Raw genomic sequence first — 25,420 nt, 5'->3', positions numbered from 1 at the left:
AACCACTTCCCTTGATTTGTTTCTAAACTAAAAAGAAAACCCCAATGTAAATTGAGGTTTTTTATTTTGAATTAGTAGGAAACTTAAATGATGTTTGTGCGCGAAGCTTTACGAGAGAATGATTTATTTAATGAATTTGTTCAGAAGTTGTCAGCGACTCTAATGAACCACTCAAGATCCCTTTGGTCGTGATAACATCATAATCATATACATGAAGTTTGATGTTTGGTTCGGGGAGTTTTTTCCTAACATTTTTTTGTTGAGGTTCAGGATTTTTTCCCAAAATCAAAGTTAGGTGATTTCTCAAAGAATTAAATAAAAGTTTTCTAAAATGATACCCTTGTGGTAAAACAGAATCTAATTTATTTGTTTCTGGATCAAAAAGATACACAAATTTGTGGTCTTTGTAATTGAGGACTCCATCCAAATTGCTATCTTCTGTCACAGCGAAGATCAAAAGTTTTTTCTCAATTTGTAGGACATCTTCCTTTGGATCATCAATGGTGTTGGCCACTGATTTTTTAGAAAACTCACCCACAAAAAAATCCCAAATGTAAACATCATGAGGGAATAGTTTTTGGATTTTTCCATCCTTTAAACTAATTGAATATAAATTACGCGCATGTGTTAATATGCCATCAGGTCCAAATCCACCTGATTCGGTCACAAGTCCATGTGGGTAGATAAAGTATTGTTTCCAATAAATTTTACCATTCCCATCTTCTAAATCTAAACTGTCAGTCGGTTCAGGTGAGGTGTCTTTTTCCTTTGACTCTGGGTTTTCCACAGTCACTTCATAACCACCATCATAGAGGCGCCAACTTTTAGACAAACTAAAGGTTAACACCGCAAGGATGAGTAAAAAGAATAAAAAGACTCCTACCCGAAGTTTTTCCATTATTTACTAGCGTTATACGCCTTAATTGCACTCAACACTTCATCCATTTCCGAACTTGTCATATAAGCAAAGAGTGGAAAGTTGAGAACTGATTTTGAAATCCGGCGGGCATTTCCTTCGTTTCCAAATCGTTCGATGAGGTATGGTTTAGCCCCTGGTTGGTCTGACATCGCACCTGGATAGATGTTTCCAAAACCAATTCCTTTTTCTTTTAAGACAGATTCAATTTTGGGACGAACTTCTGGATCCACCAATGTAACATTACAATATCCATTTTCATCATACCCTTTTGGAGGTTGGATCACTCCAATCCCAAGCCCTGGTAATTCCTTATAATAGATGTTTTGTGAAGACTTTCGTGATTCGATTCTCTTTTGTAAGTGTTTTAGTGAGAGATTGAGAAATGCTGCTTGTAACGAATCAAGTCTTGAGTTCCAACCCACAAGTCCGTGTTCGTAATGCGAAGTTCTTCCGTGGTTTACAAGGCGTCTTGTGACAACAGATAATTCTTCATCATTCGTGAAGACAGCACCACCATCACCTGCAGCACCTAACACCTTCGCAGGGTAAAAGGAAGTTGTTGAGATCAGTGCCTCTTTGTAGAGAGATTTTCCATTGTGTTTAACACCAAAACACTGTGCTCCGTCTTCAATGAGGGCTACATTTTTTTCTTTGCAGAACTTACGGAGTTCTTCAATCTTTGCAGTTCCCCATCCATATAAATGAACAACAAGAGCTGCCTTTGGTTTTACTTTTTCGACCGCTTCTTGGAACACTTGGAAATCCATTTGTAAATCCACTGGGTTTGTATCCACTGTGTAAGGATCCCCTCCCACATTTACAACCGCTTCGAAGGTTGCCCAAAAAGTAGAATCTGGTAATAATACTTTATCACCACGACCCACACCAACAGCGCGTAACGCGAGTTGTAAGGCATCTGTTCCATTCGCACAACCAATCGCATATTTGGTTTCAGCCCAAGTGGCAAGGTTTGTTTCTAAGTCAGTCACTTCATTTCCACCAATGAACTGAGCGTTTTCTGACATGGACTTTACTTTTTCATTCCAGGTGTCCAAAAATCCTGGTTCAAATCGTTTGATATCTATAAATGGAACTGCCATTTTTCGCCCTTTTCTTTACTTATTTGCAAATATTTGATGAAGCCATTCATTGAACTCTTTTGAATACAAGGTCCAAAGAAAAAATAATGCCCAATACAGAACCGTCCCATAGGCAAGTGTTGGGATCAAGGTTTTACTTAAATTATTGGATGCGGAATAATAAATTCGTATGAGAACAAGGGGCCATAAAAAAAACAAAAACACATAAATGGAATTCCCCATGGCAGAAATCCACTGGAGCACTTCCCCTTTGGGGTTTTCCTTCCATCTAGTGACCCCAAACCAAAACTCAGGGAAAAATTGAACTAGGTAAAAACAAAATACAAGAAAGAAAAAGAACTTCCAATGTGGTTCAAGGTCCCTTCGGAAAAAAGTGAGAAGCAGTCCCACAAACCAAATGAATAAAACGGGAAAAGCTAAGGTTTCCAAAAGAGTCATATTGGTTTTATTTTGTCTCCACAAGTCGTTCTAAACAGGAGATGAGTCCCGTGGGATCAGCACATCTTTTTCCGGCAATGCCAAAGGCAGTTCCATGGTCAGGGGACACTCGTGTGAAATCCAGACCTAAGGTTATGTTCACACCCTTCTTTCCTTCAAGCAATTTAAATGGGATGAGACCTTGGTCATGGTAACCTGCCAAATACAAATCGTACGCCTTCGCTCCCGGTAAAAATGCAGAATCAGCAGAAAGTGGACCTTCCACTGTCAATTTTGCTTTTCTGAGCACACCAACTCCCGTTTTTAGAATGGTGAGTTCTTCTGTTCCAATTTTTCCACCTTCTCCTGCATGAGGGTTTAAGCCAAGGTAACCGATGGTAGGTTGGTTTAAGTAGGGAGAACGAAGGATGGCATTCTTTAGTTCTTTCCAATCGAATGTTTTTAGTTCTTTCACAACATCCTTCAAAGGGACATGGGTGGTTAAGGGAATCACATTCAGCTTTTCCCCAGACATCATCATAAAAGTTGGTCGTTTGTAAGTCTCTGCCAAAGTTTCCGTATGGCCACGAAATCCCCTCACCCCAGCTTTTTGTACCCACTCTTTGGAAAGAGGGAGAGTGATAAGATCTCCTCCAAATTGTTTTTGGAAGTCGATGGTCGCAAGGAGTGAGTCATATGCCATTTTCCCTGAGGTTTTGGATGGTTTCCCAAGGACAAAAGATTTGGGTTTTCCCGTCCCCCAGGCAATCGAATAAAATCCAGGTTCGTCTACGGGTTTTGTGAGCTGTTTGGCCTTGGAAAGGGTTTGGTTGTGAGGCCCTCGGATGAGGTAAATGCGGTGGTGTTTTCCTAAAGATGTTAAGAGTGGGAAGGAAGAACCCAGAAGTTCGTAATTGATACTTGTCGGGTCCCCTTCCGAAATGAAGATGGTTTTCAATTATTCTTTGGCGTTTGGTTGTTTCCCAAAAATCTTTTCTACACTGAGTGAATCTTTGGAGTATTCCAATTCGATGAGGTCTTTTGCACTGTGTTTGAGGTCATTCGAAATCATACAACGACCTTCTAAGATCACCCCATTTTGGATGATGAGTTCGGGAGTTTTGATGTCCCCAAGGATTTTGGAGGTAGGAAGGAGCATCACACGGTTTCTTGCCGTAACGTTCCCTACCACAATCCCTTCTACGATCACACTCGCAGCTGTGATATTGGTTTTGACCTTTCCTGTTACCCCGATGTAGAGGTGTTCGGCTTGGAGGGATTTTCCCTCGAATTTACCGTCAATTTTGAGAGATCCATTGATGAAGAATTTTCCGTTGAAGTAAGAATTCTCACCAATAGTTGAATTGGTAACTTCGGTCTGATTTTTGACTAATGCCATGCGTTTGCGAGTCCGTGTATGTGATTTTTCACAGTGTCCTCGTTCCCCCTAGGAATGAAAAGGTTTTTTTACTTTCGAAACGACGGGAGACGAATCAAATCACATGCTTCTTCGGCAAATTCCTCAAATTCGCGGAGTCCTTCCATGATCGAACGACCTTCTAAAACCGTTGCCTTTTCAAAACGTGGATTGAATTTGATAGGCTCTTCCATGTTCATGATGACATTGTTTCCATCTTTTATGTCATTGTTTACAGCAACAAGGAAGTCACGGAACTTACCCAAGGTCTCAAAAGACTCAGCAATGAAAATCCTAGATTGTTTGTTTTTCATCCGAGAGAGCTGTTCGCGAAACTCTTGTTTGTCTGCTGCCGCATACTCCTCAATTGTTTCCACAAGGATCTTCATATTCCTACGAAGGTTCTCCATGTATTTTAATACAGAGTCACGTTCTGTGGCATGGGAATAATCAAATTTGATATGAGCATCCCCAAGGATAGGAATATATTCCAAATCCATAATATTGATGAGGGTTCCAATTTGGTTGATCTCACTATCATTGGAATTGGGAGTGATTTTCATCACAGGGTATTGTGAAATAATTTTGTGTTTGAGGTTTTCTGGATTTTCTTCTCTTGTTTTCGCATTCCGCATGGTTTGTTCCAAGTTATCTGGAATTCCATCCGGTGAAACTTCTTGCATACGACGTCTATAACGTTCGATGTCAAAGGCTACACGTTCTTTTTGAAGATCGTTTTTTGCATTACGTTCAATTTTCTCCAAATTCCTTAGCATTTTCTGCAATTTGGAGAGTTCCATGATCTGTTCTTGCGTAAGAGGCATTTATTCCCAACCTTCCGGTAATGTAATGGACTCATGACCATTCTCTAATGAACGTTTGATGGCAGAACTTAAACCATTATCCCCTTTTTCTAATAAAACTCTCCAATACAGATTGAGAGCCAGTGGCAGGTGTTTGAGCCTACCTGATTTTTGATAGAGTTTTAAAAACTGATCATATTCTTTTTTCACAAACTGGATACAAGCAAGTTGTAATGGGATCAGATAAGAATAAGGTTTTAAATTATATTCAGATATTAATTCCCTTTCAAACTCTTCCCCTTCATTCTTAAACCTCACGACAGTATCAATACAAGGGTTCATTGTATGTGAGAGTTCATACCCAAACTCATTACCACTCATCCAATCCCCACGTAGTTCCGTTTCTAAGTCCGTTTGGTATTTCAAAAAAACAGGTTGAGGCAAATAACGTTTTGCATACCGAAGTGCAGAAAAAGGTGGAATTTTACCATAGGAAACCAATTGGAACTTTTCCTTTTCCCAAGATTCCCATTCTTCATAAAATCCAATCATAAACTTCCAAACACGGAAGGATTCCTTTTCAGGTAACAATCCAAGTTCAATGGCATGGAACAAAACACCTACAAGTTGCCAATGGGATTCTAGTAAGGCTGCATCCACTAAAGTTGGAAAATGGATTTTTTCAAACTGGCCTTTTGCATATTCAACTAACATATGCAAGACGGAGTTCTCAAATGGAACCTCAGAATATTCCCAACCGAGAAGGGTTAAAAAACGACGGTTGTCATCGGTTTGCCCAAAAAACTCTTTTGTAGTAAGAACCCATTTCCGAAATTCAGGAACATTTCCTTCATACAAAAGCCCATAACCAATGAGTTCCCAATCCTCTCGTTCCATTTCCTCAAATTCACGGTTTTGGCAGAGTTTCCAAATCCGATCCAAACTTGTTTTTGGGAAAGCCGTAGGTGATTGTAAAACAGGATCGTGGAAACGAAAGCTCGCATCATTTTCGGAAAGAACCGAACAAAGGCTGAACCCCCCAGAGAAATCGGTCGATAAATAGAAGAGATAGTTTGCAAAACGAGACTGGTTGCCTGAAAAAAAGGCACGTAGGTCTGGCCATAACTCCTGAAGAGAACCTTTTTTAGGGATTTCTTCTGTTGGATGGAATTCAATTCTGTATTCTGGCCAGCGCAGTTTGTATTCTGTTTGTAAGCTCATAAGGAGGGGAACCTTCCCTCTCTAAATTCGTAATCATAGGAAGTATGCATGAGGCATTTTTGGTTAGCAAGTAGAATTCTTCTCTTTTTCACAACATCATTACTTGCCGAAACAGACCTTCAGTATCTAATCAAGTCCCACCAATGGGGGGAAATTGAATCTCATTTCAGAAATACATCTCCATCCAGGGAAAGTGAAGTATACACTCTCATTGAATTCCATGAAAAATCACCTAACGGAGACAAGGAGAAACGGTTTCGGTATTTGTTATCTCTCATCCGAGGTGTTTTTGTCACCGATGCAAATGAAGAAGAAGTAAGGAAGATTCTCACTCAATCCATGCCTTTCCAAACCACTCTTTTCAAATTGAGTTATTGGAAATTGTACAATGAGATCACAGCAAAAAACTTTTTAACTCCAATGGAACGGATTCAGTTTTTGAATCGGCTCAATATGGAAGAAGATCCGATTTGTCGAAAAGTATTGGATGAACAAATCCGATTACTTGCATCGAACAACCAATGGAAAGAAATCACAGAAAAAGTCCAATCCATCCAAGATTCCCAAAAACGTTACCTTCTAACGGGTGATAGTTTGTATCGATACGGAAAAGCAAAACTGATTTTAGGAGATGAAAAAGGTGCTACAGAAGAATGGCTTGGTTGTTTACAAAAAGAAGGACTCCAAGACCAAACCGTGCAAATGATCGCATCCGATTGGAGTAAATACAAAGGGAGTGGTAGTATTTTACAATTGAGTCCATCAGAGCTCACTTTATTTTTACCTGCTATCAATTCAAATGACAAAGAAGCTTTGTTTCGTTCCAGGCCTGAACTTTTTTCAAGCCGACTGAATTATTACGAAGGGTTCAAACACCTAACATCTGTCCTGACCAAGGTAGGAAAAACAAATGAACTATTTCGAGTTTTACGCGCCAATAAATCCTTTGTGGATATGGATTCGTCTTGGATAGTCGCACTTGCCGACACTTTCTACCAACAAAACAAATTCCAACAAGCCATCGAACTTTTAAAAACCTTTCCAGGAAAAGATGCTGGGTATTACCGTGTGCTCGCTGCTTCCTACGACAGATTAGGTGACAAGGAACTCTATTTTGAAAACCTGATTTTATACTTAGGAAAATACCCTTTTAATTTATTTTACCAAGACCGACTCATCGAATACTTAGTGGATCGTAAGGGTGAAAAATCACAATATGCACCTCTTGCCAAATTTGAAAGGGCTCTCGCTGAGATTCCAAACTTACCTGTCAAAGGAAGGCTTGTGTATTGGTATTTACGTTCCTTAAAGGAAAATGGGGAAACGGAACGATTCAAAAAAGAATTAAAACGATACTATGCACTTTGCCCAGGTTCTTATTACACTCGGGTCATCCGAGAAGAGTTTTTATCTACCATCAAAGAATCAAATAAACCAGAAAATCCAACTTACAATAAAGAGTATTTGTTTGAATATCTATCTTACACAGCTGGTATTCCTGAAGAATCGAGTGCTCTCATTGGCCGTAATTTAGGTTTTGTGTATCCGAAAGACTCTTATGAACTCGGAAACAAACTTGGGGGCATGAGTTCAAGGATCCAAGGCCACAAACTTTTGAACTTAGCCAAAGAATACTTTCGTGTGGGAGAAGATAGTTTGGGTCTACATTTAGTCAACTTCCATGTGAAAAGGGAAAATTTATCGGAAGATGAAAAAGATGAAATTTTAGTGGGGATCGGAGACCTTACGCGTAACACTTATTATTCGGCATTTCATACACGGTCTTTACTCAAACGTTACCTCATCCCCGACGATCCGATTTTACTTCCCACTTCCCTTTCCGTTCGGATGTACCCAAGGCCTCACCAAAATTTAGTTTCGAAGTACGCGAATGAAAACGGAATCTCGGAAGACAATGTTTACGCTCTTATGCGCCAAGAATCATTTTTCAAAGAGACTGCAACATCTAGGTCAAATGCTCGTGGTCTCATGCAAATCATGCCAGCCACAGGACGAGAATTGGCACATAGGATGGGAATTTCGTCTTACTCGCTCTACGAACCAGAAACTTCCATTCGGTTGGGAACAAAATTTTTAGCTTATTTACTCAAATCGAATGGGAATGAATTAAAATGGGCATCCATTGCTTACAACGGTGGTCCAGGGAATTTACGAAAATGGAAAAAATCTGTCTACTCTGGCGATTTTAATCACTTTCTGGAAGACTTACCTTACAAAGAATCAAGGGACTATTGTCGCATTGTGGTCTCGAATTACTACGCATACGATATCATGAAAAAATACCACAAGTTGTAAAAAATGGCTTTTCCCCTCCCTTTCCCCTGTCTATTCTTTGAAATAGACAGAGATATACAGGAGAAGATATGTCCGAAAAGGCTATTCTGAAAGTGGATGGAAAAGAGTACGAACTTCCGATTGTTGCGGGAAGTGAAGACGAGAAGGCAATTGATATTACAAAACTCCGCCAATTGTCCGGTTATGTTACGATTGATTCCGGTTATTTAAATACAGGTGCATGTACAAGTGAAATCACCTTTCTGGATGGGGAAAAAGGAATTTTAAGATACCGTGGAATTCCCATCGAAGATTTAGCAGCAAAGTCAACATTTACAGAAGTTGCTCACTTACTCATCTATGGAAAACTTCCAAATGATGCAAGACTCAAAGAATGGAATAGTTCAATTACCAAACACACAATGATCCATGAAGATCTGAAACGTCTCTTCAATGGGTTTCCAAAAGATGGACACCCGATGGCGATCATGTCTTGTATGATGGGTTGTTTGTCTACTTACTACCAAGATAGTTATGATCCAATGAATGAGGAACACAGAGAAATTTCCATCATTCGCCTACTTGCAAAATTCCCAACCATCGCGGCGTATGCGTATAAAAAGTCGATTGGCCAACCTATCATCCATCCATTAAACGAATTGGATTATGCGTCTAACTTTCTCAATATGATGTTTGCTGTTCCTGCAGAAGACTATCACATCGATCCAGAGATTGTTTCCGCACTCAACTTACTCCTCATCCTTCATGCAGACCACGAACAAAACTGTTCTACTTCTACTGTGCGTCTTGTAGGGTCATCACTTGCTAACTTGTATGGTGCCATTTCTGCAGGGATCCTTGCACTGTGGGGGCCTCGCCATGGTGGAGCCAACCAAGAAGTTTTGGAGATGTTAGAAGGGATTAAAAAAAGTGGTTTGTCTGTGAAAAAAATCGTAGAACAAGCCAAGGACAAAAACTCAAGTTTCCGATTGAATGGATTTGGACACCGTGTTTACAAAAACTTTGACCCACGTGCCAAAATCATCAAAGTTGCTTGTGACAAAGTGTTAAACAAACTCGGAATCAAAGACCCACTCCTTGACATCGCAAAAGAATTAGAAGAAGCAGCTCTCAATGATCCATACTTTGTAGAAAGAAAACTATATCCAAACGTAGACTTCTACTCTGGTATCATTTACCGAGCGCTCGGAATTCCAACTAACATGTTCACTGTGATGTTTGCTATGGGAAGATTACCTGGTTGGATTGCACAATGGAAAGAGATGATTGAAGACCCGAACTTAAAAATTGGTCGTCCAAGACAAATTTATACTGGTCCAAAAGAAATTTCTTACGAAGCAGCAAAAAAACAAGCGTAAGACGATACAAACAAAAATGGACAAGGGAGTTTTCCCTTGTCCCTACCTACCATTGAAGCCATTCTTTTTCAAAATTACTTTCCTATTCCAAGTTTTTTTCTTTCTCAGCGTTCCTGTTTATTCCACGGATAAGGATGATATTGGAGAAAGATACATTGCAACAAAGGAATTTAGTTATTGGGTCGATACCAAATCGAATACGGGAGTCGACTCCGTATTAAAAGAGGGAAAGTTCAAACAAGTCCAAGATGAATTTGTCAATTTTGGATTTTTAAAAGGGACTTTATGGTTACGACTTGATCCAGAAAAATTTCCCGATCCAACAAAATTTCCTCTTCTATTAATCCAGGCACATAATATTGATTTGGTGGAATTGTATCATAAACATGACGGAGACAGTTTCATTGTTTCTAAATCTGGGCATATACAACCTATGTTCCAAAGAGAAATCCCACATAGGAATTTTGTGTTTCGTTTGGGACACCAAAAAGAAACAATACTGATAGAGATTAAATCCGATATTTCCTTACAATTTTCGATTGTTTTCACAAACCAAAGGAACCTTCAAAGAGAAGATTATTTTACCCAATGGGTATATGGATTATTTTTTGGAAGTTTAGGGATCATCATTTTATACAATTTAGCGATCGCATTTTTTGTCAGAGACAAAAGTTATTTTTTTTATATAGGATATGTTTTCTTTTTTGGACTCGGTCAATTATCCCTCCTTGGATTTTGGGGTTACTTTTTTGTACCAAATTCTTATTATTGGAAACGAGTTGGAATCCCTGTATTTTTTAGTATTTGCCTTTTTTTCTTCGTATTATTCACAGCTAATTTTTTAAAAATCAAAGCACGATTACCTAGGACAACAAGGTTGTATCAACTTTTAGGTGCCTTCTCCTTATTTAATGTTTGCATCGCATTGTTTGGCGGAATCGCGGAAGCATCAATTGGTGTGAGTTGGTTATCAGTTAGTATTTGTATTACTTTATTTGGTATGTTGGTTTGGGGATTAAAAAAACGAATCAGGTCTTTTTATTATATCTCGATCGCATTTTTTTTATTACTCTTAACATGTATTGTATATGGTTTACTCAAGTTTGGAATTTTACCAAGTAATTCATTTTTAGAAGAGATGTTATTTCCCATTGCATCCCTTGCTGATATCACCTTATTTGCGTTTGCTTTGGCAGATCGAATCCAATTACTCCGCCAAGAAAAAGATTTGGCACTTGCACAAGTCACAAGCCTTAGAAGGGAAAGGAAAATTTCTCGTGACATTCTCATGCAATCCCTACCCAAAACAAATCCAGATGTCAAAGGATTACAAATCCAAATTTACATCCAACCGATGAAAGATGTTGGTGGGGATTTTTATGAATACCACTCTCCCAATCCATATGAACTAGGAATAGTTTTATGTGATGTATCTGGTCATGGAATTCCTGCTTCTCTCATTTCAGCAATGGGTAAAGTTGCATTTACAACACAAAAAGATTCAATTTCATCCCCAAAACAAGTGTTAGAAGGAATGAATCGAGTTTTATACGGAAACTGTTCTCCTCAATATGTCACTGCTTCCTATTTGTATTTAAATAGTTCTACAAATGTGTGGAGGTTTGGACGTGCTGGCCACCCGAGTGCTTTTTTACAAAGGGCAAGTGGAGAAATCATCAAAGTCCATCCCAAAGGGAAAATTATCGGTGTGTTCCCTGAAATCCAAATTGATGAAATCACATATCCCGTTTTCCCGAAAGACCGCATTTTACTTTTGAGTGATGGGGTTTTAGAATGTTTTGATGCCAAAGGTAACATGTTCGGTGATGCAGGCCTTATCGATTTTTTAAAAACCAACCGTGAACTTCCAAACCATTTGTTTAAGGGAAAACTCATCCAAGAGTTGGAGTCATTTTCAAATCGAGAAATAAAAGACTGGGAGGACGACCTAACCTTTATTTTTCTGGAATTGGTATGACAAAAAGTTACGAATTATTGGATTCTGGTGACCTATCCAAATTAGAAATTGTGGGTGGTTACAAACTGCAACGTTCCTCCCCTACTTCCGCCTATGGCAAAGAAACTCCTGGGATCTGGAAAGACTTACATGCTACTTATATCAAAAATGATTCTGGCTCTGGGCATTGGAATTTCCAAAAAAAAGTTCCCGAAAGTTTCACCATTGAATTTTCGAATTTAACGTTCAAAATCAAACTCACTCCCTTTGGTCATATTGGTCTCTTCCCAGAGCAGGAAACCAATTGGAACCGAATCCGTGAGATTGGCAAAAAAAAGCAAGGCCTCGAAGTATTAAATTTATTCGCCTATTCTGGTGGATCCACACTGGCTTGCCTTGATGCAGGTATGAGTGTTTGCCATGTGGATGCATCGAAAGGAATGGTGGACTGGGCAAGGGAAAATGCAAAACTTTCCGGGCTCGATTCCAAACCAGTACGTTGGATCGTAGATGATGTGATGAAGTTCATCCGCCGTGAAATCAAACGTGGGAAAAAATACCAAGGCCTCATCCTTGACCCACCAAGTTTTGGTCGTGGTTCGAAAGGTGAAGTTTGGAAAATTGAAGAAAATTTATCAGAGCTAATGGATGCGCTGATGGAACTCTCTGACTCCAAACCAGAATTTGTCATCCTGAGTTGCCATAGCCAAGGTTTTAGTCCACTTACCTTGGAACGAATTCTTTCTTCTCGGATCAAAACCAAAGGGAATTACGAAACAACTGAACTTTATATCCCCGAAACTTCAGGGAAAAAATACCCTGCTGGTTTTTGCACATTTTTTAAAAAATCATAAGTGCCACTTTGCCTTCTATGAAACAACAACGATCCTCCATCACAAGTTTCTCAAACCCAAAAGTCAAATGGGTCAGTGGTCTAAAAGAAAAAAGAAACCGAGATGAAGAGAAAAAATTTTTCATCGAAGGTTACAGAGAAATCAAAAAAGCCATCACAGGGAATCAAAAATCACCTATCCCTTGTTTAACGGCAAAGATTACGAGTGTATTCGTTTCTCCCGAATGTTTTTTAGGAGAAAATGAGGAAGAACTCATTTCTTCGCTTCGATGTCCGATTTACGAATTACCTAGAAAAATTTTTGAAAAGATATCCTATCGGGATCGGCCTGATGGTCTCATTGCCGTTGCAGACACGCCAAATGCAAATGTTCCATGGGAACAAATCAAAACCATCCAAACCAATCCCATCCTCATCATCGAAGGTGTTGAAAAACCAGGGAATCTTGGCACCATTCTTCGGACTGCAGAAGGTGCGGGTGTAGGGCTTGTGATTGTCACAGACCCAAGGATTGATCTATTTAATCCCAATGTAGTCCGAGCAAGTACTGGAACTATTTTCACACTCCCCGTATACATTGGAGACATACAGGAAGTATTGTCTGAATTTCATAACAAAGGATACAAACGGTATGCGGTCACACCAGAAGGGAAAACCTTGTACAGTTCTGTGGATATGAAGGAGAAATCTGTTTTTTTATTTGGGAGTGAACAGTATGGACTGAGTCCGATTGCCAAGGAACTCGCAGATAAAACATTATATCTTCCAATGCTCGGTGAAGCGGATTCCCTCAATTTAGCTATGTCTTGTGGAATTGTTTTATACGAATCCATCCGCCAAAGATCCAAATGAAACTGTATTATTATATTTCAGGCCATGGGTTCGGACATATCAGTCGTTCGGGAAACATCATTAAACGTTTATTAAACGAAGTTTTCATTGAAGAAATCCATTTAATAAGCACCCGTATCGGTTTTATCGACTATGAACATCCCAAATTAAAACTACGCTCTCTCAAATTAGATGTAGGTATCTCACAAAAAGATTCACTTTCCATAGACATTGAAACTACAAAAGAGGAACTGATCCAATTTGAAAAATCCAAATCGATTTTATTAAAGGAAGAGACCAAATACTGTAAAGATCAAAAAATCTCTCTGATCCTAACCGATAGTTCATCCTTCCCAATTACAATCGCATTGGAAACAGGGATTCCCAGTATCTTCATTGGAAATTTTACTTGGGATTTTATTTACCGTAATTATGCAAAATCCGATTCTTACTTCGGAAATTTGAGCGACCATCTGGAAGTGGAATATGGGTTTGTGACAGAAGCTCTGGTTTTACCTTTCCAATGCCCTATGCCTAATTTTTTAGAACGAACGAATATCGGCCTTGTTGGGAGAAAACCAACCCTACCAAAGGAGATAGCTCGTAAACAATTTGGGTTCCGAGATGAAATCACTTATATCCTCCTTTCCTTTGGAGCTTATGGATTAGAAGGACATAGGTTACATACCGATTTTTTGCCTAAACATATCCAACTTGTTGCATTTGGAGTTCCTGGCATTCAATCTGATGGAATTTTGGTACCAGAAGTCTCACATTACCCGGATTTGGTGGCAGCTTCTGATTTTGTTTGTACAAAACCTGGGTATGGAATTTTAGCAGAATGTTATTATGCAAAAACGCCAATTCTTTATACAGATCGTGGAGACTTCAGCGAATACCTTTATCTCGTTGGTGCACTTGATTTGTATTTTCAATCTGCCTATTTGCCTTTAGAAAAAATTATTTCTTGTGAATTTGAAGAAACCCTGGCATACATGAGAACAGTGGATGGAATGACTCCCAAATCGGAACTAAAAACAAATGGTGAAGAAGATGTGGTTCGTCATTTGTTAGAATATACATAAATGCCAGGCCCTGACTCTTATACCGATCGAATCTTACAAGATTTGGAAGCATCCGAAAATGGTTATTTTCAAATCGAAAATTCCAATGGAAAAGCCATTTTAAAAATCACCAAACCTGGTGCAAAAGGCAAAAAAGTAGAATACAAAGATGTCCTTGCTCGTGTTCAACTTTTTGGAGTTGAAGGTTACCAAACCGAACAATTAAAAAAAATCGTAGTACTTGCCGATGGAAAACCTGTGGAAATTGGAACATGGTCCAAAGGGGATCCAGTTCCCTCCTATGCAGACATCAGTGTTTCCGATGATGGTATGGAAGCAAAAATGGTCCTCCACCCTCCAAAACATGGTGGGCCACTCCTCACCGAATACCAATTGAGGGAACAAATCGCAGCCGTCGGAATTTCAGTTGGGATCATCGATTCTGTCATCCAAAACCAAATCAAAAATCCTGAATTTTTTATACCTTATGTCATTGCAAAGGGTGTACAACCTATCCCTGGAAAAGATGGTGAGATCAAAATTTACTTCCGATCTGACAACAAACCACAGTTAGAAGAAGATGAACATGGAAGGATCAATTATAAAAATATTGGTGTCATCCAATCAGTAAAACCGGGTGACTTAATTGCTGAAAAAATCCCACCTAAAAAAGGTGAGTTTGGTAAAACGGTTACAGGCACTATCCTCCCTTACCAAGAAGAAAAAATTGTCGAATGGATCCTTGGACCGAATGTAGAGCTAAAAGAGGACAAACTGTACGCTAAAATTGCAGGTCGTCCCGTTCTTTCTGCGGCATGGGAAATCAAAGTAGATGAAGTGATCCAATTAGAAGCCGTGGATTACTCAACTGGGAATATTGATTTTCCTGGTACCATCATTGTGGAAGAAAAAATTGGAGATGGATTTAGCCTCACAACCAGTGGCAGTATCATCATTCGTAACTCTGTTGGAAAAGCTTTTCTCAAAGCCAAAGGTGACATTGTCCTTTCTGGTGGTTTTATGGGCCGAGGAGAAGGTTACATCGAATCGGAAGGGAATATTTACGCTAAATTTGTAGAACAAGGAAAACTCACAGCCCAAGGTTCAATCTTTGTCGAAGAAGCAGTGATGCACTCGGAAATTTCAGCAAAGGATTTTATCCGTGTGATCGGTGGTCGTGGGGAAGTGATTGGAGGAACCATCATTGCCGGAAATTCACTCACATGTGCGAAACTCGGTGCCGTAGTAGAAACAAAAACTAAGGTTGCTATCGGAACACCACCAGAACTCTTAGATGAGCTCAACCGAATGAAGAAAGAAATTTCGGAAAAAGAAATCACCCTTCATAAAGTCCAACTCACACTCACAAAACTTGTGGAAAAAAGCCAAAAAAAAGAACTGATCCAAGAAGAAAAAGACACCATCACCAAATTAAAAGATGCCAATGACAAATTTACAAAAGTTTTAGAAACCCAAATCAAACAGTTTGAAACTGCACTTGGATCCTACGAACCAAATCCAGATGCCTTTGTGGAAGTCGAAAGGGAAGTTTACCCGGGTGTGGATTTAAGCTTTGGTGCTGGGAAAAATTATAGGATGGGAATGAGTTCTCTTGTCGGAAAAACGAAATTTTATTTAGGAACCGATGGTTCCATCCAAACAGAACGAAATGTGATCCGAAAAGAAGAAGATTTACTCTTCTAATAATACGCCATCTTCTTCATCGCGAGATATTTTTTTCTCTGCTTTCATATCAGCATCCACTGAGTTTGAAATTTCATTTGAATTTTTTTTTCGTTTTTCAAATTTCAATTTTGCTAAGTCAGTTTTATCAAACACAAGCCAGTGGCGGTTACGAAATCCACCTACCTTTTTGAAACTAAAACCCTGACCTTGTAAAACATAAGTGGATTGTGGGAAATGATCGAAAGGGATATCAGGGATGTTTGACCAATCAAAATAATTCCCTTGTTCATCATAAGAGATTTCTTTTTGTAATTCGCCAAATAAAATCTCAATCGATGTGTCAGTTGACCAAATATAAAAAGCAGTTCGAGAGTAATGAGAGACCACAGATTTCACTGCGTTGTATTTTGAGATAACAAGTAATAGTTGGTCTGGTTTTAATTTTTGTAATCCATCCACTAAATCGAGAGCAAATTCTTTGATTTCTTTTTCTTCAAAGATGTATTGGTTCACATCGCCATACGAACTCTCTTCTCGGAATCGAATATTGCCAAGTAGGTCCAAAATTTTATCTTCCGTAAGTTCAACTGGATGAGCAAAGCTTTTGGCAACTGAAGTTTCTTGTTTTAAATTGATTTTGTCCCTGGCGACTGCATAAATCGCAAACTCATTACTTCGGAAGAGTAAGGACCTCGATTTAACACCAGAGGCGCATGATTGTAAAAAAACGATCAAAAGAAAAAACGGCAGAAGGAGTCGGAAGGATTTCATATAGGTTTAAGCCTCTAGAGTTTGTTGGAACTCTGGGAATTTGGAAAGGTATTCATCCAAAGTCAAAATCGAAAGGATATGGTTGAGCCCAGACAAACGAAAAACAGAATTTAGATTTTTATTGAGATTGGTCACAAAAATTTCCACACCACGGTTGTGGAGTGCAGAGGATGCTTTGATCACCGCTCCGATCCCACTCGAGTCCAAAAATTTCACCAAATGAAAGTCCATTGTGAGTTTCCCAAAATTGGAACCTTCAATTGCTTTCTCAAATTCTTGGTAAAACTCGCGTGAATTTTCCATCAGGACATCCCTTTGGATAGAGAGTAACAGGTGGTTTTCCTGACGGTGGCTTTGAATCAACATACTTGGATTAACAATACGTTACGATTCTCTTCTTTTGTGTCAAGAAAATCGGACTTAGGAAACTGGCGCCAAATCAGCTAGATTCATCTCTAAATCGTGAGGGTATCCTTCTTTGTCGTTATAAACGACGATCGCCTTCTCATTTTGGATCTCTTTGATTTCGACAGTGGAACCAGTAAAAATAAAAATCCCTTTATGGAGGAAGGTTTGTTTTGTGAGTTTAGCCTTATCGCCGGGTTTCATTCCCCTTCCCCAGTTTTTAAATAGAGATCTTTCCCAGCTTTTTTCATCACATCAAAAATATACATTTGGCTATGGTCCACACGGGTTCCAATATCATAAATGGCATCCGTAAAATCAGCTCCGTCTATTTTGGCCGAGGCTAATTTTGCAAACCTTAGGTCAGCACCACGAAAATTGGCATTACGCAAATCAGCTCCGTTAAAAAAAGAAGCCTTGAGGTTCGCACCTTGGAAGTTCGCTCCCACAAAACTAGAGTTTTGTAAAAAAGCATTGTGTAAGTCAGCACCTGAAAAATCGACACCGTCCAATTTTTCTTTTTCTAACATCACACTGGATAACTTAGCTTCCCTTAGGTGGCCTTGTTTGTGGAGGAGTTCCATGGTTTGTGCTTTAGTGATTCGATTTTCTTTCGGAACACCTTGCCCTGATTCATAATCTTCTACCGCTTTTTTGAGAGCAGCTACAGCTGATTCTGGGTAGTTTTTCCTACGTTCTGGGAACTCAAATAATGTTTCGAGTGTTTCTTGAGTTAGGGATTTTAATTCAGAAATGGATTTGCCTTTGGCATATTCTGTTGCCATGGCAAGTGCCACAATCCCAAACCCACAGCCTGTTGTGGTATAACTTGCGTCTTCCACAACTTGGTTATCGTTTAACTTAAGATAGATGCGATAACCGTCTCCGCAACCTGTGTTGCGGTAATAGGAGACGACAGTTGCGTCTTCCATCTCACGGTAATTCATCCTTTGGTCGTTGATTTCTTTGTAGCGAGCAAAGTCCATTACTGCCATGAGTTGTTCCCCCGTTATTATTTAGACGGTAGTGAGGCAAATGCCTCTTACTTCATTTTGTATTTTTTCTTGAATTTGTCTACGCGGCCTGTTGTATCCACAAGTTTTGATTTTCCTGTGAAGAACGGGTGGCAGTTGGAACAAATTTCCACACTGATGTCCCCTGCAGTGGAACGTGTTTCAATCACATTACCACAAGCACATTTAATTTTGGCAGCAACGTATTTTGGATGGATGTCAGTTTTCATGGTGGCCCTTTTAGTTCGTATTCATGCTGGCGAGGAATTGGTCGTTTGTCTTCGCACCACGCATTTTTTCAATCAATAGTTCCATACTTTCGGTGATACTCATAGGAGAAAGTACTTTTCGGAGGATAAAGACACGAGTAAGGGTGTCTTGCGGTAGGAGGAGTTCTTCCTTCCTCGTTCCTGAGCGGTTGATATCGATGGCAGGGAAAATTCGTTTGTCAGCGAGTTTTCGGTCCAAATGGATTTCCATATTTCCCGTTCCCTTAAATTCCTCAAAAATCACTTCGTCCATTCGAGAACCCGTGTCAATGAGGGCGGTTGCGATAATGGTGAGTGACCCACCTTCTTCAATATTCCTTGCTGCACCAAAAAAACGTTTTGGTTTGTGTAGGGCGTTTGAGTCCACACCACCGGAAAGGATTTTTCCCGATGTAGGCACCACTTGGTTGTAAGCACGAGCAAGTCTTGTGATCGAGTCAAGAAGGATAACCACATCCTTTCCATGTTCCACAAGTCGTTTCGCTTTTTCGATGACCATCTCGGCCACTTGGACGTGGCGTTGTGCTGGTTCGTCAAAAGTAGAACTCACAACTTCACCTTTCACATGGCGAGCCATGTCAGTTACTTCTTCTGGACGTTCATCAATGAGTAAAACGATTAGAAAAATTTCTGGGTGGTTACGAGTAATCGCATTGGCAATGGATTGCATGAGAACTGTTTTACCCGTTCTTGGAGGAGCCACGATAAGAGCTCTTTGTCCCTTTCCGATTGGACACATAAGATCGATCACACGTGTATCCAAATGACTAGGGTCAAATTCCATATTGATCCTTTCGTCAGGGTAAAGCGGTGTTAAGTTATCAAATAAATTTCGTTTTTGTGCAACTTCAACAGGGAAACCATTGATTGATTCCACTCGTAACATCGCAAAAAATCTTTCCGCTTCTTTTGGTGGACGAATAAGGCCTGTTACAGTATCTCCCGTTCGAAGACCAAATAATTTAATTTGAGAAGGAGACACATAAATATCATCCGGACCTGGCACATAATTGTAGTCAGGTGAACGTAAGAAACCATACCCATCAGGTAATCTTTCCATTACTCCTGCTGCATGCACTTGTCCATCTTTTTCGGTTTGTGCTTGGAGGAGAGCAAACATCAAGTTTTGTTTTTTTAAACCATGAGTGTTTTCTACTCCCAAACCTTTTGCAAGGTCAGCAAGTTCATTGATATTTTTTTTCTTAAGTTCAACTAGATCAAGAGGAGGAGGAATTGGTCCTTCATACCGGCTCTTTTTTTTCTTAAATTGTTTCGGTGGTTCAGAAGCATCGTCTTGGTCCATGATGCCATTCGTATATTCAGTTGGTTCTTCGGGGGGATTAACTTGGATTTCTTCTTGTTTGCGTGATGCCATAGATTGTTCTACATTGATTTGTTAGAGTATTTGATAAAATTCGGGAAACCATTTGTGCAAGTTATGTATGCAAGTGAAACAGCGAAGTGCGGAGGTGTTTTCTCAAACGGTAATGAAAAAATCGTTTCTGCACCATTTTCGTCAACGTCTTTTTTTTGCCTTTTGTGTTGGTTTTGCCTTCGTTTTGGTCCTTTGTTTCCCATTTCCTTGTTTTTTCGGAAGAGAAGTGGTTCGTTTCTCTGATTTTCCTTTTTTGGTTGAGTTTGGATTTTGTTTTTTCTTAGGGAGACTTTGTTTTTTTTGCGAAACTTTGGGTTGGGAAGAGGACTGTTTTTCCGAATCCAGTTGTTTTTCGGATCGTTTTCTCGGAATGACCACTCGTTCCTTTTTATTGTTTTGGAAACGTTCCGATAAATTTAAAAATCGAATTCTATTTTGCAAGGTTGTACGCGGAATACCGAGTTCACTTGCAGCATGGGATATATTTTGCGAATTCCTTTGTAAGGATTTGTGGATGTAGTGGGCTTCCATTTCCGCAAGGACAGTTTCCAGAGGGAGTTTCGAAAAAAAAGCCATGTCCAAATCAGGGAATTCCGATTTTGTTTTTCCAGCCCCAAAACCAACACTACTTGAAACAAAATGGTATAAAAACCCCACTAACTTTTTCTCTTTTTTTAAAGTGATGATCCTTACTTGGGATTGTAAGTCTGGTAACATGGTTGTTAGGACATTTGTATCTGCTTCTTTCCCCATACTCAAATCATGTTCTTTTAGGTAAGATGCGAGGACTTCTCTATTTAAATTATGTAAATACTTCTCGGCAGTTTCTATCGAGTCATCAAACAATGATTTTGTGAGAATATCCCTTTCGAAACTTTCATTATAAAAAATAGTTCCACCTGTTACGTCAGTTGCAAAAAGGCCATCAGGAAAATGGGAAAGGATGAGTTCCATAAACCACTGGACGGAATCCACGTTTTCTTTTTTTTTCTCGAGTTTGGATTCGATACCATCCAGTTTTGGATCTCGGACTTGTTTGGATTCTAGTTTGGTGAAAGCTGCAAGGAACCTTGGTTTGTCCCAATTGTCTTTTTTATCACCATCTATGCCAATCACGGGAATGAGAGAAGTTTCTTTAAAATATAATAGAATGGATTCGTTCAGTTCTGTTTCCAAGATCTCTAAAGGAATTTTGTCCAGATCTTCTCTTTCTTTCCCGAGGTCAGACAACTCACGATGGACTCTCTCTTTGGAAAGTAATCCAACAAGTTCCCCCTTCTCGTTTACAACGGGAATGTGAGTGGCTCTTGTGAGCAAAAAATGACGATAGAGTGATTCAAACTTCACTAAGCAGTCATTCTTTGAAAATTAGTGTGAATGAAAATGAAAATTTTTTAGTTTTCTTGGATGGAGTTTTGCTTTTGTTTGTGGAGGTTCATCCAAATGGGTTGCACCCATGCGGTATCTGCACTTTGGTAGGTTTCTGGAATTTCTGATTTTTGGGTACGTAACGTAAGTAAACTATACACTAGCGATCGTTTGTAGGTATGTAGGGAAAGTTGGTAATTTCCAGACAAAAAGTATTCTTTTGCATGGTCTTTTTCACTTTTTGCCATCACTAAATAACGTTGGATTTTATCTTTTGTATCCCACTCCAATCGACTCGACCCAGACTTTTCGTCATTTTCCATTTGGATCCAATGCCCCATGGCTTTTTGGTAGAGCCCAGTTGTGACTTCTTCCATGGGGATACAAAGTTTTCGTTGTGTGATGAGGATCTCACCTTCCGCAAGGGTTAAAACTTTTTCGATTTCCGCACGTTTTCCTACGCGGTAGGTTTCTTCTACTTGGTCACGAATGGATTCAACAGAAGATTTTCCTACTTCAGGTTCAAGTTTAAGGTGTTCTTTCAGCTCTAATACAAGTGCAATTTTACCATCCAATTGTTTTTTCCTTTCCCGGTAAGACATCGTACTTTTGGCAACGAGTCCTAACGAAAAAGAAAGTAAAATCACACTTGTAAAAAACTTCATTTTATTTCTTCTTTTCTTCCGGATAAATCGCTTTGCCGTTTTCATCAAATTTTGGAGTTGGAGGAACTGATTCACGTCTTGCCCCTTCCGTCTCTTTGATTTGTGCATTAGCTTCAAGCAGTAGATCTAATTTTTTAGAAGTGATGAAACCGTAGTTATCATCATGTTGTTCTAGTAAATCCAATGGTTTTGCATCTGGGTTTCCTGGAGGGACAACAGTTCTTTCCATACGTTTGTTTTCAATGAAGTTGATGAGGGTATCTCTCACCTTTTCGTAGTTACGTTGTTTTTCTTCGTTACGAGCTTCTTTTAGGTCTTCATTGGAACGGTATTGGTATTCAGGTTTATCCTCATCTGGAGTTTTGCTATAAATCATCGCAAGGATTGCAAAACGTTTTGCACGACGAAGTGTTAAAATCCCTTCTTTGTAGAGCGTAAGTTTATAACGGTATTGGTGAGGGCTTGAATTGAGACCAGTTGTGTAAAGATCTTCTGAGGAACGAAGGTCACGAAAACCTAAACGTAACAAAGCTTTTGCGTTGCTATCATTTGATCTGATGATGGCAGGTGCTGCTGCTTCCAAAAGTGCTCTTGCATCTTCGATGTATTTTTGTAATACGATTTCAAAGATATTTTTGAGTTCCCCTTGGGCTTGTCTGAGTTGGCGGAATCCATACACATAATTACTTTGTAAGTACCACATGTTTCCACTAAAGTCAGATTGGTTTGCTGCTTTTAGGAGTTTGAAATAATCAAAATCCAAATTCTTTTTGGAAGGATCTGGGGTTTGGGTTGTTCCTGGTTGGGCAGTGCTTTGTGCTTCTTCTTGTGAAGGAGCCAAATTACTGAGTGCCACATTGATAAAATTTAAGTTTTCTTTGTTTTCAAAGATCAAAATCCCCAAATTCGTTTGTTCTGGAGATACTGCATTGATGTGGGAGATATGTCCCACAACCATTGCAAAAAAGAGGATGAATTTCCATTTTCCCATAGCTCTACCTTGTTTTATATATCGGAGCTATGGAAAAAACCAGGACTAAATTTTACATTTTTTGGATGCGTTCGATGGCAGAAATGACGTCTTCCCGTTTTCCAAAGGCAGAAAGACGGAAATACCCTTCCCCAGCCGGTCCAAACCCAGATCCAGGAGTTCCTACCACTTGTGCGTTTCCAAGGAGTTCGTCAAAAAATTCCCAAGATTTAAGTCCCCGTGGGGTTTTTAGCCAAATGTATGGAGCATTCGTTCCGCCAAACACTTTGTAACCTGCCTTAGCAAGACCTTCGCGAATGAGTTTTGCATTTTCCATATAGTAGGAAATTTGTTCTTTGATCTCTACTTGTCCTTGGGTGGAAAACACAGCTTCCGCCCCTTTCTGTGTGACATACGATACACCATTGAATTTGGTTGTGTGGCGTCTGTTCCAAAGCGAATTAAAACTCACCTCTTCTCCTGATTTTGTTTTTCCTTTTAGGTCTTTCGGGATCACAAGGTAGGCACAACGTGTTCCCGTAAACCCTGCAGTTTTGGAGAAGGAACGAAATTCCATTGCCACTTCTTTGGCTCCTGGGATTTCATAAATGGATTTTGGAATCTCTTTGTCTTGGATAAAAGATTCATACGCTGAATCATATAGAATGATACTTCCCATTTTTTTAGCATAGTTCACCCATTCTGTAAGACGGGCCTTCGTTGCGACCATTCCTGTTGGGTTATTCGGATAACAAAGATAAATGATATCTGGTTTTTCTTTTGGAAAATCAGGTTCAAAATTATTTTCTTCCGTCGCTGGCATATAAATGATGTTCGCATAACGTCCATCAGGTCCCACTTCGCCAGTTCTTCCTGCCATTACATTGGTATCCACATATACTGGATACACAGGGTCTACGACGGCAATTTTACTATCGAGGGAAAAAATCTCTTGGATGTTTCCACAATCACATTTAGATCCATCAGAAACAAATACCTCGTCTTCTGCGATTTGGACTCCACGTGCAGTATAATCGTGAGCGATGATTTTTTGGATGAGGAAGGAATACCCTTGTTCCGGTCCATACCCATGGAATCCACCTGCACTTCCCATCTCTTTTGCTGCATCTACCATGGCATTGACAATGGTTGGTGCGAGTGGTAGAGTTACGTCACCAATCCCAAGTCGGATGATTTTTGCATTTTGGTTGGCTTCGGAATAAGCCTTTACACGTCTTCCAATCTCAGGGAATAAATATCCCGCTTTTAATTTTAAATAGTTTTCATTTATCTGAGTCATTTTCTTCTTTATTTTCCTCTATGAGTTTTCTCGATCTAAATCCTTCATGATAACCATGTTCGTATAACACATCTTCTTCGCCCCAAGTCCAACAGTAAAATCCATTGCCATGATCGAAGTCTACGAGCCACAATCCCTTAACATCAATTTTCAAATTTAAGATTTCGTTTGTCCAATGTTTGATGATATCTCCAATTTCTTCTTCTTTGGATTCCAAAACATTTTCTGGTAACATTTTGTTTCGCACATCATCTGCGAGAACACTTGCCTTAACATAGTATTCTTTTGTGATATCACGGACAAGGGGTAAGATTTCCCTCGCTTCTTCCAAAGTCCAAATTTTTTTAGTCAAAATTGACACCAAGACTTAAGCAGAGTAAAACCATTCTGACAACAACTCCATACTTCGCCTGTCGAAAGTATGCTGCATTTGGTAAATCATCCACATCAGTGGATAGTTCATTCACACGAGGGAGTGGATGGAGGATGGTTGTGTCTTTTTTGGAAGCAAGGACAAGTTCCTTATTCACTTTATAGATATCTTTTAGTTTTTCATACTCTCTATGATCAGGGAATCTTTCTTCCTGGATCCTTGTCACATACGCAACATCTGCATCCCAAATTGCTTTGATATCGGTTGTTTCTTCCCAAGTCATAGGAAACCCTTCTAAGTTCTTTTTGTACTTTTCAGGGAGTTTTAATTCTTCGGGACTGATGAGATACAAATGCACTGGATAATGGCGTAAGAGGTTGATGAGCGAATGGATGGTCCGTCCATACTTTAAGTCCCCGATGAAAGCAATGTTTAACCCATCTATTTTCTTCTTTTCCGAAAAGATAGTATATAAATCGAGAAGTGCTTGTGTGGGGTGTTGCCCTGCCCCATCTCCTGCATTGATCACAGGGATGTTCACAGCACCTGCGGCAATCCGAGAAGAACCTTCGACGGGGTGGCGGATCACAGCAATATCACAATAGGCTTCAATCATCTTCATGGTATCATACAAAGTTTCCCCTTTGGAGATAGAGGAAAACTGAAACCCCACCGTAGAGATGAGCCTTCCACCAAGTCTTTCCATAGCAGCTTCAAAACTCATCCGAGTGCGGGTACTTGCCTCAAAAAACAAGGAAGCAAGGAGTTTCCCGTGAAGGATCCCAAACGCCTTTCCCGATTCATGTAGGGCACTCATTCGATTTGTTTTTTCGATTAGGAAATTGAGGTCTTCTTTGGAAAATTGTAAGGTGTCTAAAATGTTTTTGTGGGAGTATTCATACATAGGGCGGAAATCTTTTCTCTAGGGTTTTTGGTATCGAATAAATCGAAAACATATTTTTTGGTATT

General features: G+C 39.5%; 26 protein-coding genes. 7 read left to right on the top strand and 19 right to left on the bottom strand.

Annotation, left to right across the window (positions count from 1 at the left end; all coding sequences use genetic code 11):
- Positions 1-127: 127 nt before the first annotated feature.
- The 7 genes from ND812_RS07840 to ND812_RS07810 all read right to left on the bottom strand — a co-directional run bounded on the left by ND812_RS07840 (position 128) and on the right by ND812_RS07810 (position 5,877).
- The gene (locus ND812_RS07840; RefSeq protein ID WP_265374986.1) at positions 128-898 is read right to left on the bottom strand and encodes a hypothetical protein; all 771 of its coding nucleotides are present in this window, start codon (positions 896-898) and stop codon (positions 128-130) included.
- The gene (locus ND812_RS07835; RefSeq protein WP_265374985.1) at positions 898-2,019 is read right to left on the bottom strand and encodes a DegT/DnrJ/EryC1/StrS aminotransferase family protein; all 1,122 of its coding nucleotides are present in this window, start codon (positions 2,017-2,019) and stop codon (positions 898-900) included. Before ND812_RS07835 ends, ND812_RS07840 begins: the two co-directional genes overlap by 1 nt.
- A gap of 15 nt (positions 2,020-2,034) precedes the next feature.
- Complete coding sequence (locus ND812_RS07830; protein WP_265374984.1) at positions 2,035-2,457, bottom strand: hypothetical protein; 423 nt, start codon at positions 2,455-2,457, stop codon at positions 2,035-2,037.
- Between the two features lie 7 nt (positions 2,458-2,464).
- Positions 2,465-3,394, bottom strand: a complete 930-nt coding sequence (locus ND812_RS07825) for a PdxA family dehydrogenase (RefSeq protein WP_265374983.1) — start codon at positions 3,392-3,394, stop codon at positions 2,465-2,467.
- Positions 3,395-3,835: a bactofilin family protein gene (locus ND812_RS07820; RefSeq protein ID WP_002973191.1), complete on the bottom strand. Its 441-nt coding sequence runs from the start codon at positions 3,833-3,835 to the stop codon at positions 3,395-3,397.
- Positions 3,836-3,903: 68 nt separating this feature from the next.
- Entirely contained in the window at positions 3,904-4,677 is a 774-nt protein-coding gene (locus tag ND812_RS07815; protein WP_108959555.1) for a hypothetical protein, read from the bottom strand.
- Positions 4,678-5,877 (bottom strand): LBF_1011 family protein, encoded by a 1,200-nt coding sequence (locus ND812_RS07810; RefSeq protein WP_265374982.1) that lies wholly within the window; start codon positions 5,875-5,877, stop codon positions 4,678-4,680.
- A gap of 48 nt (positions 5,878-5,925) precedes the next feature.
- Between ND812_RS07810 and ND812_RS07805 the strand changes: the two genes are divergently transcribed.
- The 7 genes from ND812_RS07805 (at position 5,926) to ND812_RS07775 (ending at position 15,960) form a co-directional block, all read left to right on the top strand.
- On the top strand, positions 5,926-8,193 hold the full coding sequence (locus ND812_RS07805; protein ID WP_265374981.1) for a lytic transglycosylase domain-containing protein: 2,268 nt from the start codon (positions 5,926-5,928) through the stop codon (positions 8,191-8,193).
- A gap of 68 nt (positions 8,194-8,261) precedes the next feature.
- Positions 8,262-9,551: a citrate synthase gene (locus ND812_RS07800; protein WP_265374980.1), complete on the top strand. Its 1,290-nt coding sequence runs from the start codon at positions 8,262-8,264 to the stop codon at positions 9,549-9,551.
- A gap of 16 nt (positions 9,552-9,567) precedes the next feature.
- Positions 9,568-11,529 (top strand): SpoIIE family protein phosphatase, encoded by a 1,962-nt coding sequence (locus ND812_RS07795; RefSeq protein ID WP_265374979.1) that lies wholly within the window; start codon positions 9,568-9,570, stop codon positions 11,527-11,529.
- The gene (locus tag ND812_RS07790) at positions 11,526-12,362 is read left to right on the top strand and encodes a class I SAM-dependent methyltransferase (RefSeq protein ID WP_135591292.1); all 837 of its coding nucleotides are present in this window, start codon (positions 11,526-11,528) and stop codon (positions 12,360-12,362) included. Before ND812_RS07795 ends, ND812_RS07790 begins: the two co-directional genes overlap by 4 nt.
- A 17-nt stretch (positions 12,363-12,379) precedes the next feature.
- Complete coding sequence (locus ND812_RS07785) at positions 12,380-13,213, top strand: TrmH family RNA methyltransferase (RefSeq protein WP_265374978.1); 834 nt, start codon at positions 12,380-12,382, stop codon at positions 13,211-13,213.
- Complete coding sequence (locus tag ND812_RS07780) at positions 13,210-14,277, top strand: glycosyl transferase (protein WP_265374977.1); 1,068 nt, start codon at positions 13,210-13,212, stop codon at positions 14,275-14,277. The genes ND812_RS07785 and ND812_RS07780 overlap by 4 nt, the downstream gene beginning before the upstream one ends.
- The gene (locus ND812_RS07775) at positions 14,278-15,960 is read left to right on the top strand and encodes a DUF342 domain-containing protein (RefSeq protein ID WP_265374976.1); all 1,683 of its coding nucleotides are present in this window, start codon (positions 14,278-14,280) and stop codon (positions 15,958-15,960) included. It begins immediately after the preceding gene.
- Here ND812_RS07775 and ND812_RS07770 read toward each other — a convergent pair.
- The 12 genes from ND812_RS07770 to pyrB all read right to left on the bottom strand — a co-directional run bounded on the left by ND812_RS07770 (position 15,949) and on the right by pyrB (position 25,355).
- Positions 15,949-16,713, bottom strand: coding sequence for an LA_1326/LA_4305 family lipoprotein (locus ND812_RS07770; protein WP_265374975.1), 765 nt, complete (start codon positions 16,711-16,713; stop codon positions 15,949-15,951). The genes ND812_RS07775 and ND812_RS07770 overlap by 12 nt on opposite strands.
- A gap of 6 nt (positions 16,714-16,719) precedes the next feature.
- Entirely contained in the window at positions 16,720-17,079 is a 360-nt protein-coding gene (locus ND812_RS07765; RefSeq protein ID WP_100718918.1) for an STAS domain-containing protein, read from the bottom strand.
- A 54-nt stretch (positions 17,080-17,133) separates the two neighbouring features.
- On the bottom strand, positions 17,134-17,322 hold the full coding sequence (locus ND812_RS07760; protein WP_108959564.1) for a hypothetical protein: 189 nt from the start codon (positions 17,320-17,322) through the stop codon (positions 17,134-17,136).
- Positions 17,319-18,113, bottom strand: a complete 795-nt coding sequence (locus ND812_RS07755; RefSeq protein ID WP_265374974.1) for an iron-sulfur cluster assembly scaffold protein — start codon at positions 18,111-18,113, stop codon at positions 17,319-17,321. Before ND812_RS07755 ends, ND812_RS07760 begins: the two co-directional genes overlap by 4 nt.
- Before the next feature lie 47 nt (positions 18,114-18,160).
- Complete coding sequence (gene rpmE / locus ND812_RS07750) at positions 18,161-18,361, bottom strand: 50S ribosomal protein L31 (RefSeq protein WP_265374973.1); 201 nt, start codon at positions 18,359-18,361, stop codon at positions 18,161-18,163.
- A 10-nt stretch (positions 18,362-18,371) separates the two neighbouring features.
- The gene (rho, locus tag ND812_RS07745) at positions 18,372-19,775 is read right to left on the bottom strand and encodes a transcription termination factor Rho (protein ID WP_265374972.1); all 1,404 of its coding nucleotides are present in this window, start codon (positions 19,773-19,775) and stop codon (positions 18,372-18,374) included.
- A gap of 141 nt (positions 19,776-19,916) precedes the next feature.
- A complete protein-coding gene (locus tag ND812_RS07740) occupies positions 19,917-21,122 on the bottom strand; it encodes a helix-turn-helix domain-containing protein (protein ID WP_265374971.1) in 1,206 nt (401 codons plus the stop codon).
- A 47-nt stretch (positions 21,123-21,169) separates the two neighbouring features.
- Positions 21,170-21,808: a hypothetical protein gene (locus tag ND812_RS07735; RefSeq protein WP_135604808.1), complete on the bottom strand. Its 639-nt coding sequence runs from the start codon at positions 21,806-21,808 to the stop codon at positions 21,170-21,172.
- A 1-nt stretch (position 21,809) separates the two neighbouring features.
- Positions 21,810-22,799: an adhesin OmpL37 family surface protein gene (locus ND812_RS07730; RefSeq protein WP_265358459.1), complete on the bottom strand. Its 990-nt coding sequence runs from the start codon at positions 22,797-22,799 to the stop codon at positions 21,810-21,812.
- Between the two features lie 52 nt (positions 22,800-22,851).
- The gene (locus ND812_RS07725; protein WP_100726387.1) at positions 22,852-24,078 is read right to left on the bottom strand and encodes an LL-diaminopimelate aminotransferase; all 1,227 of its coding nucleotides are present in this window, start codon (positions 24,076-24,078) and stop codon (positions 22,852-22,854) included.
- Entirely contained in the window at positions 24,062-24,430 is a 369-nt protein-coding gene (locus tag ND812_RS07720; protein ID WP_100718723.1) for a DUF2203 domain-containing protein, read from the bottom strand. The genes ND812_RS07725 and ND812_RS07720 overlap by 17 nt, the downstream gene beginning before the upstream one ends.
- Positions 24,423-25,355, bottom strand: a complete 933-nt coding sequence (gene pyrB / locus ND812_RS07715; RefSeq protein ID WP_265374970.1) for an aspartate carbamoyltransferase — start codon at positions 25,353-25,355, stop codon at positions 24,423-24,425. Before pyrB ends, ND812_RS07720 begins: the two co-directional genes overlap by 8 nt.
- Positions 25,356-25,420 lie beyond the last annotated feature (65 nt).

Origin of the sequence: Leptospira limi, from assembly GCF_026151395.1 — a bacterium.
GTDB classification, from domain to species: domain Bacteria; phylum Spirochaetota; class Leptospiria; order Leptospirales; family Leptospiraceae; genus Leptospira_A; species Leptospira_A limi.
This window is presented reverse-complemented; position numbering and strand designations above follow the sequence as displayed.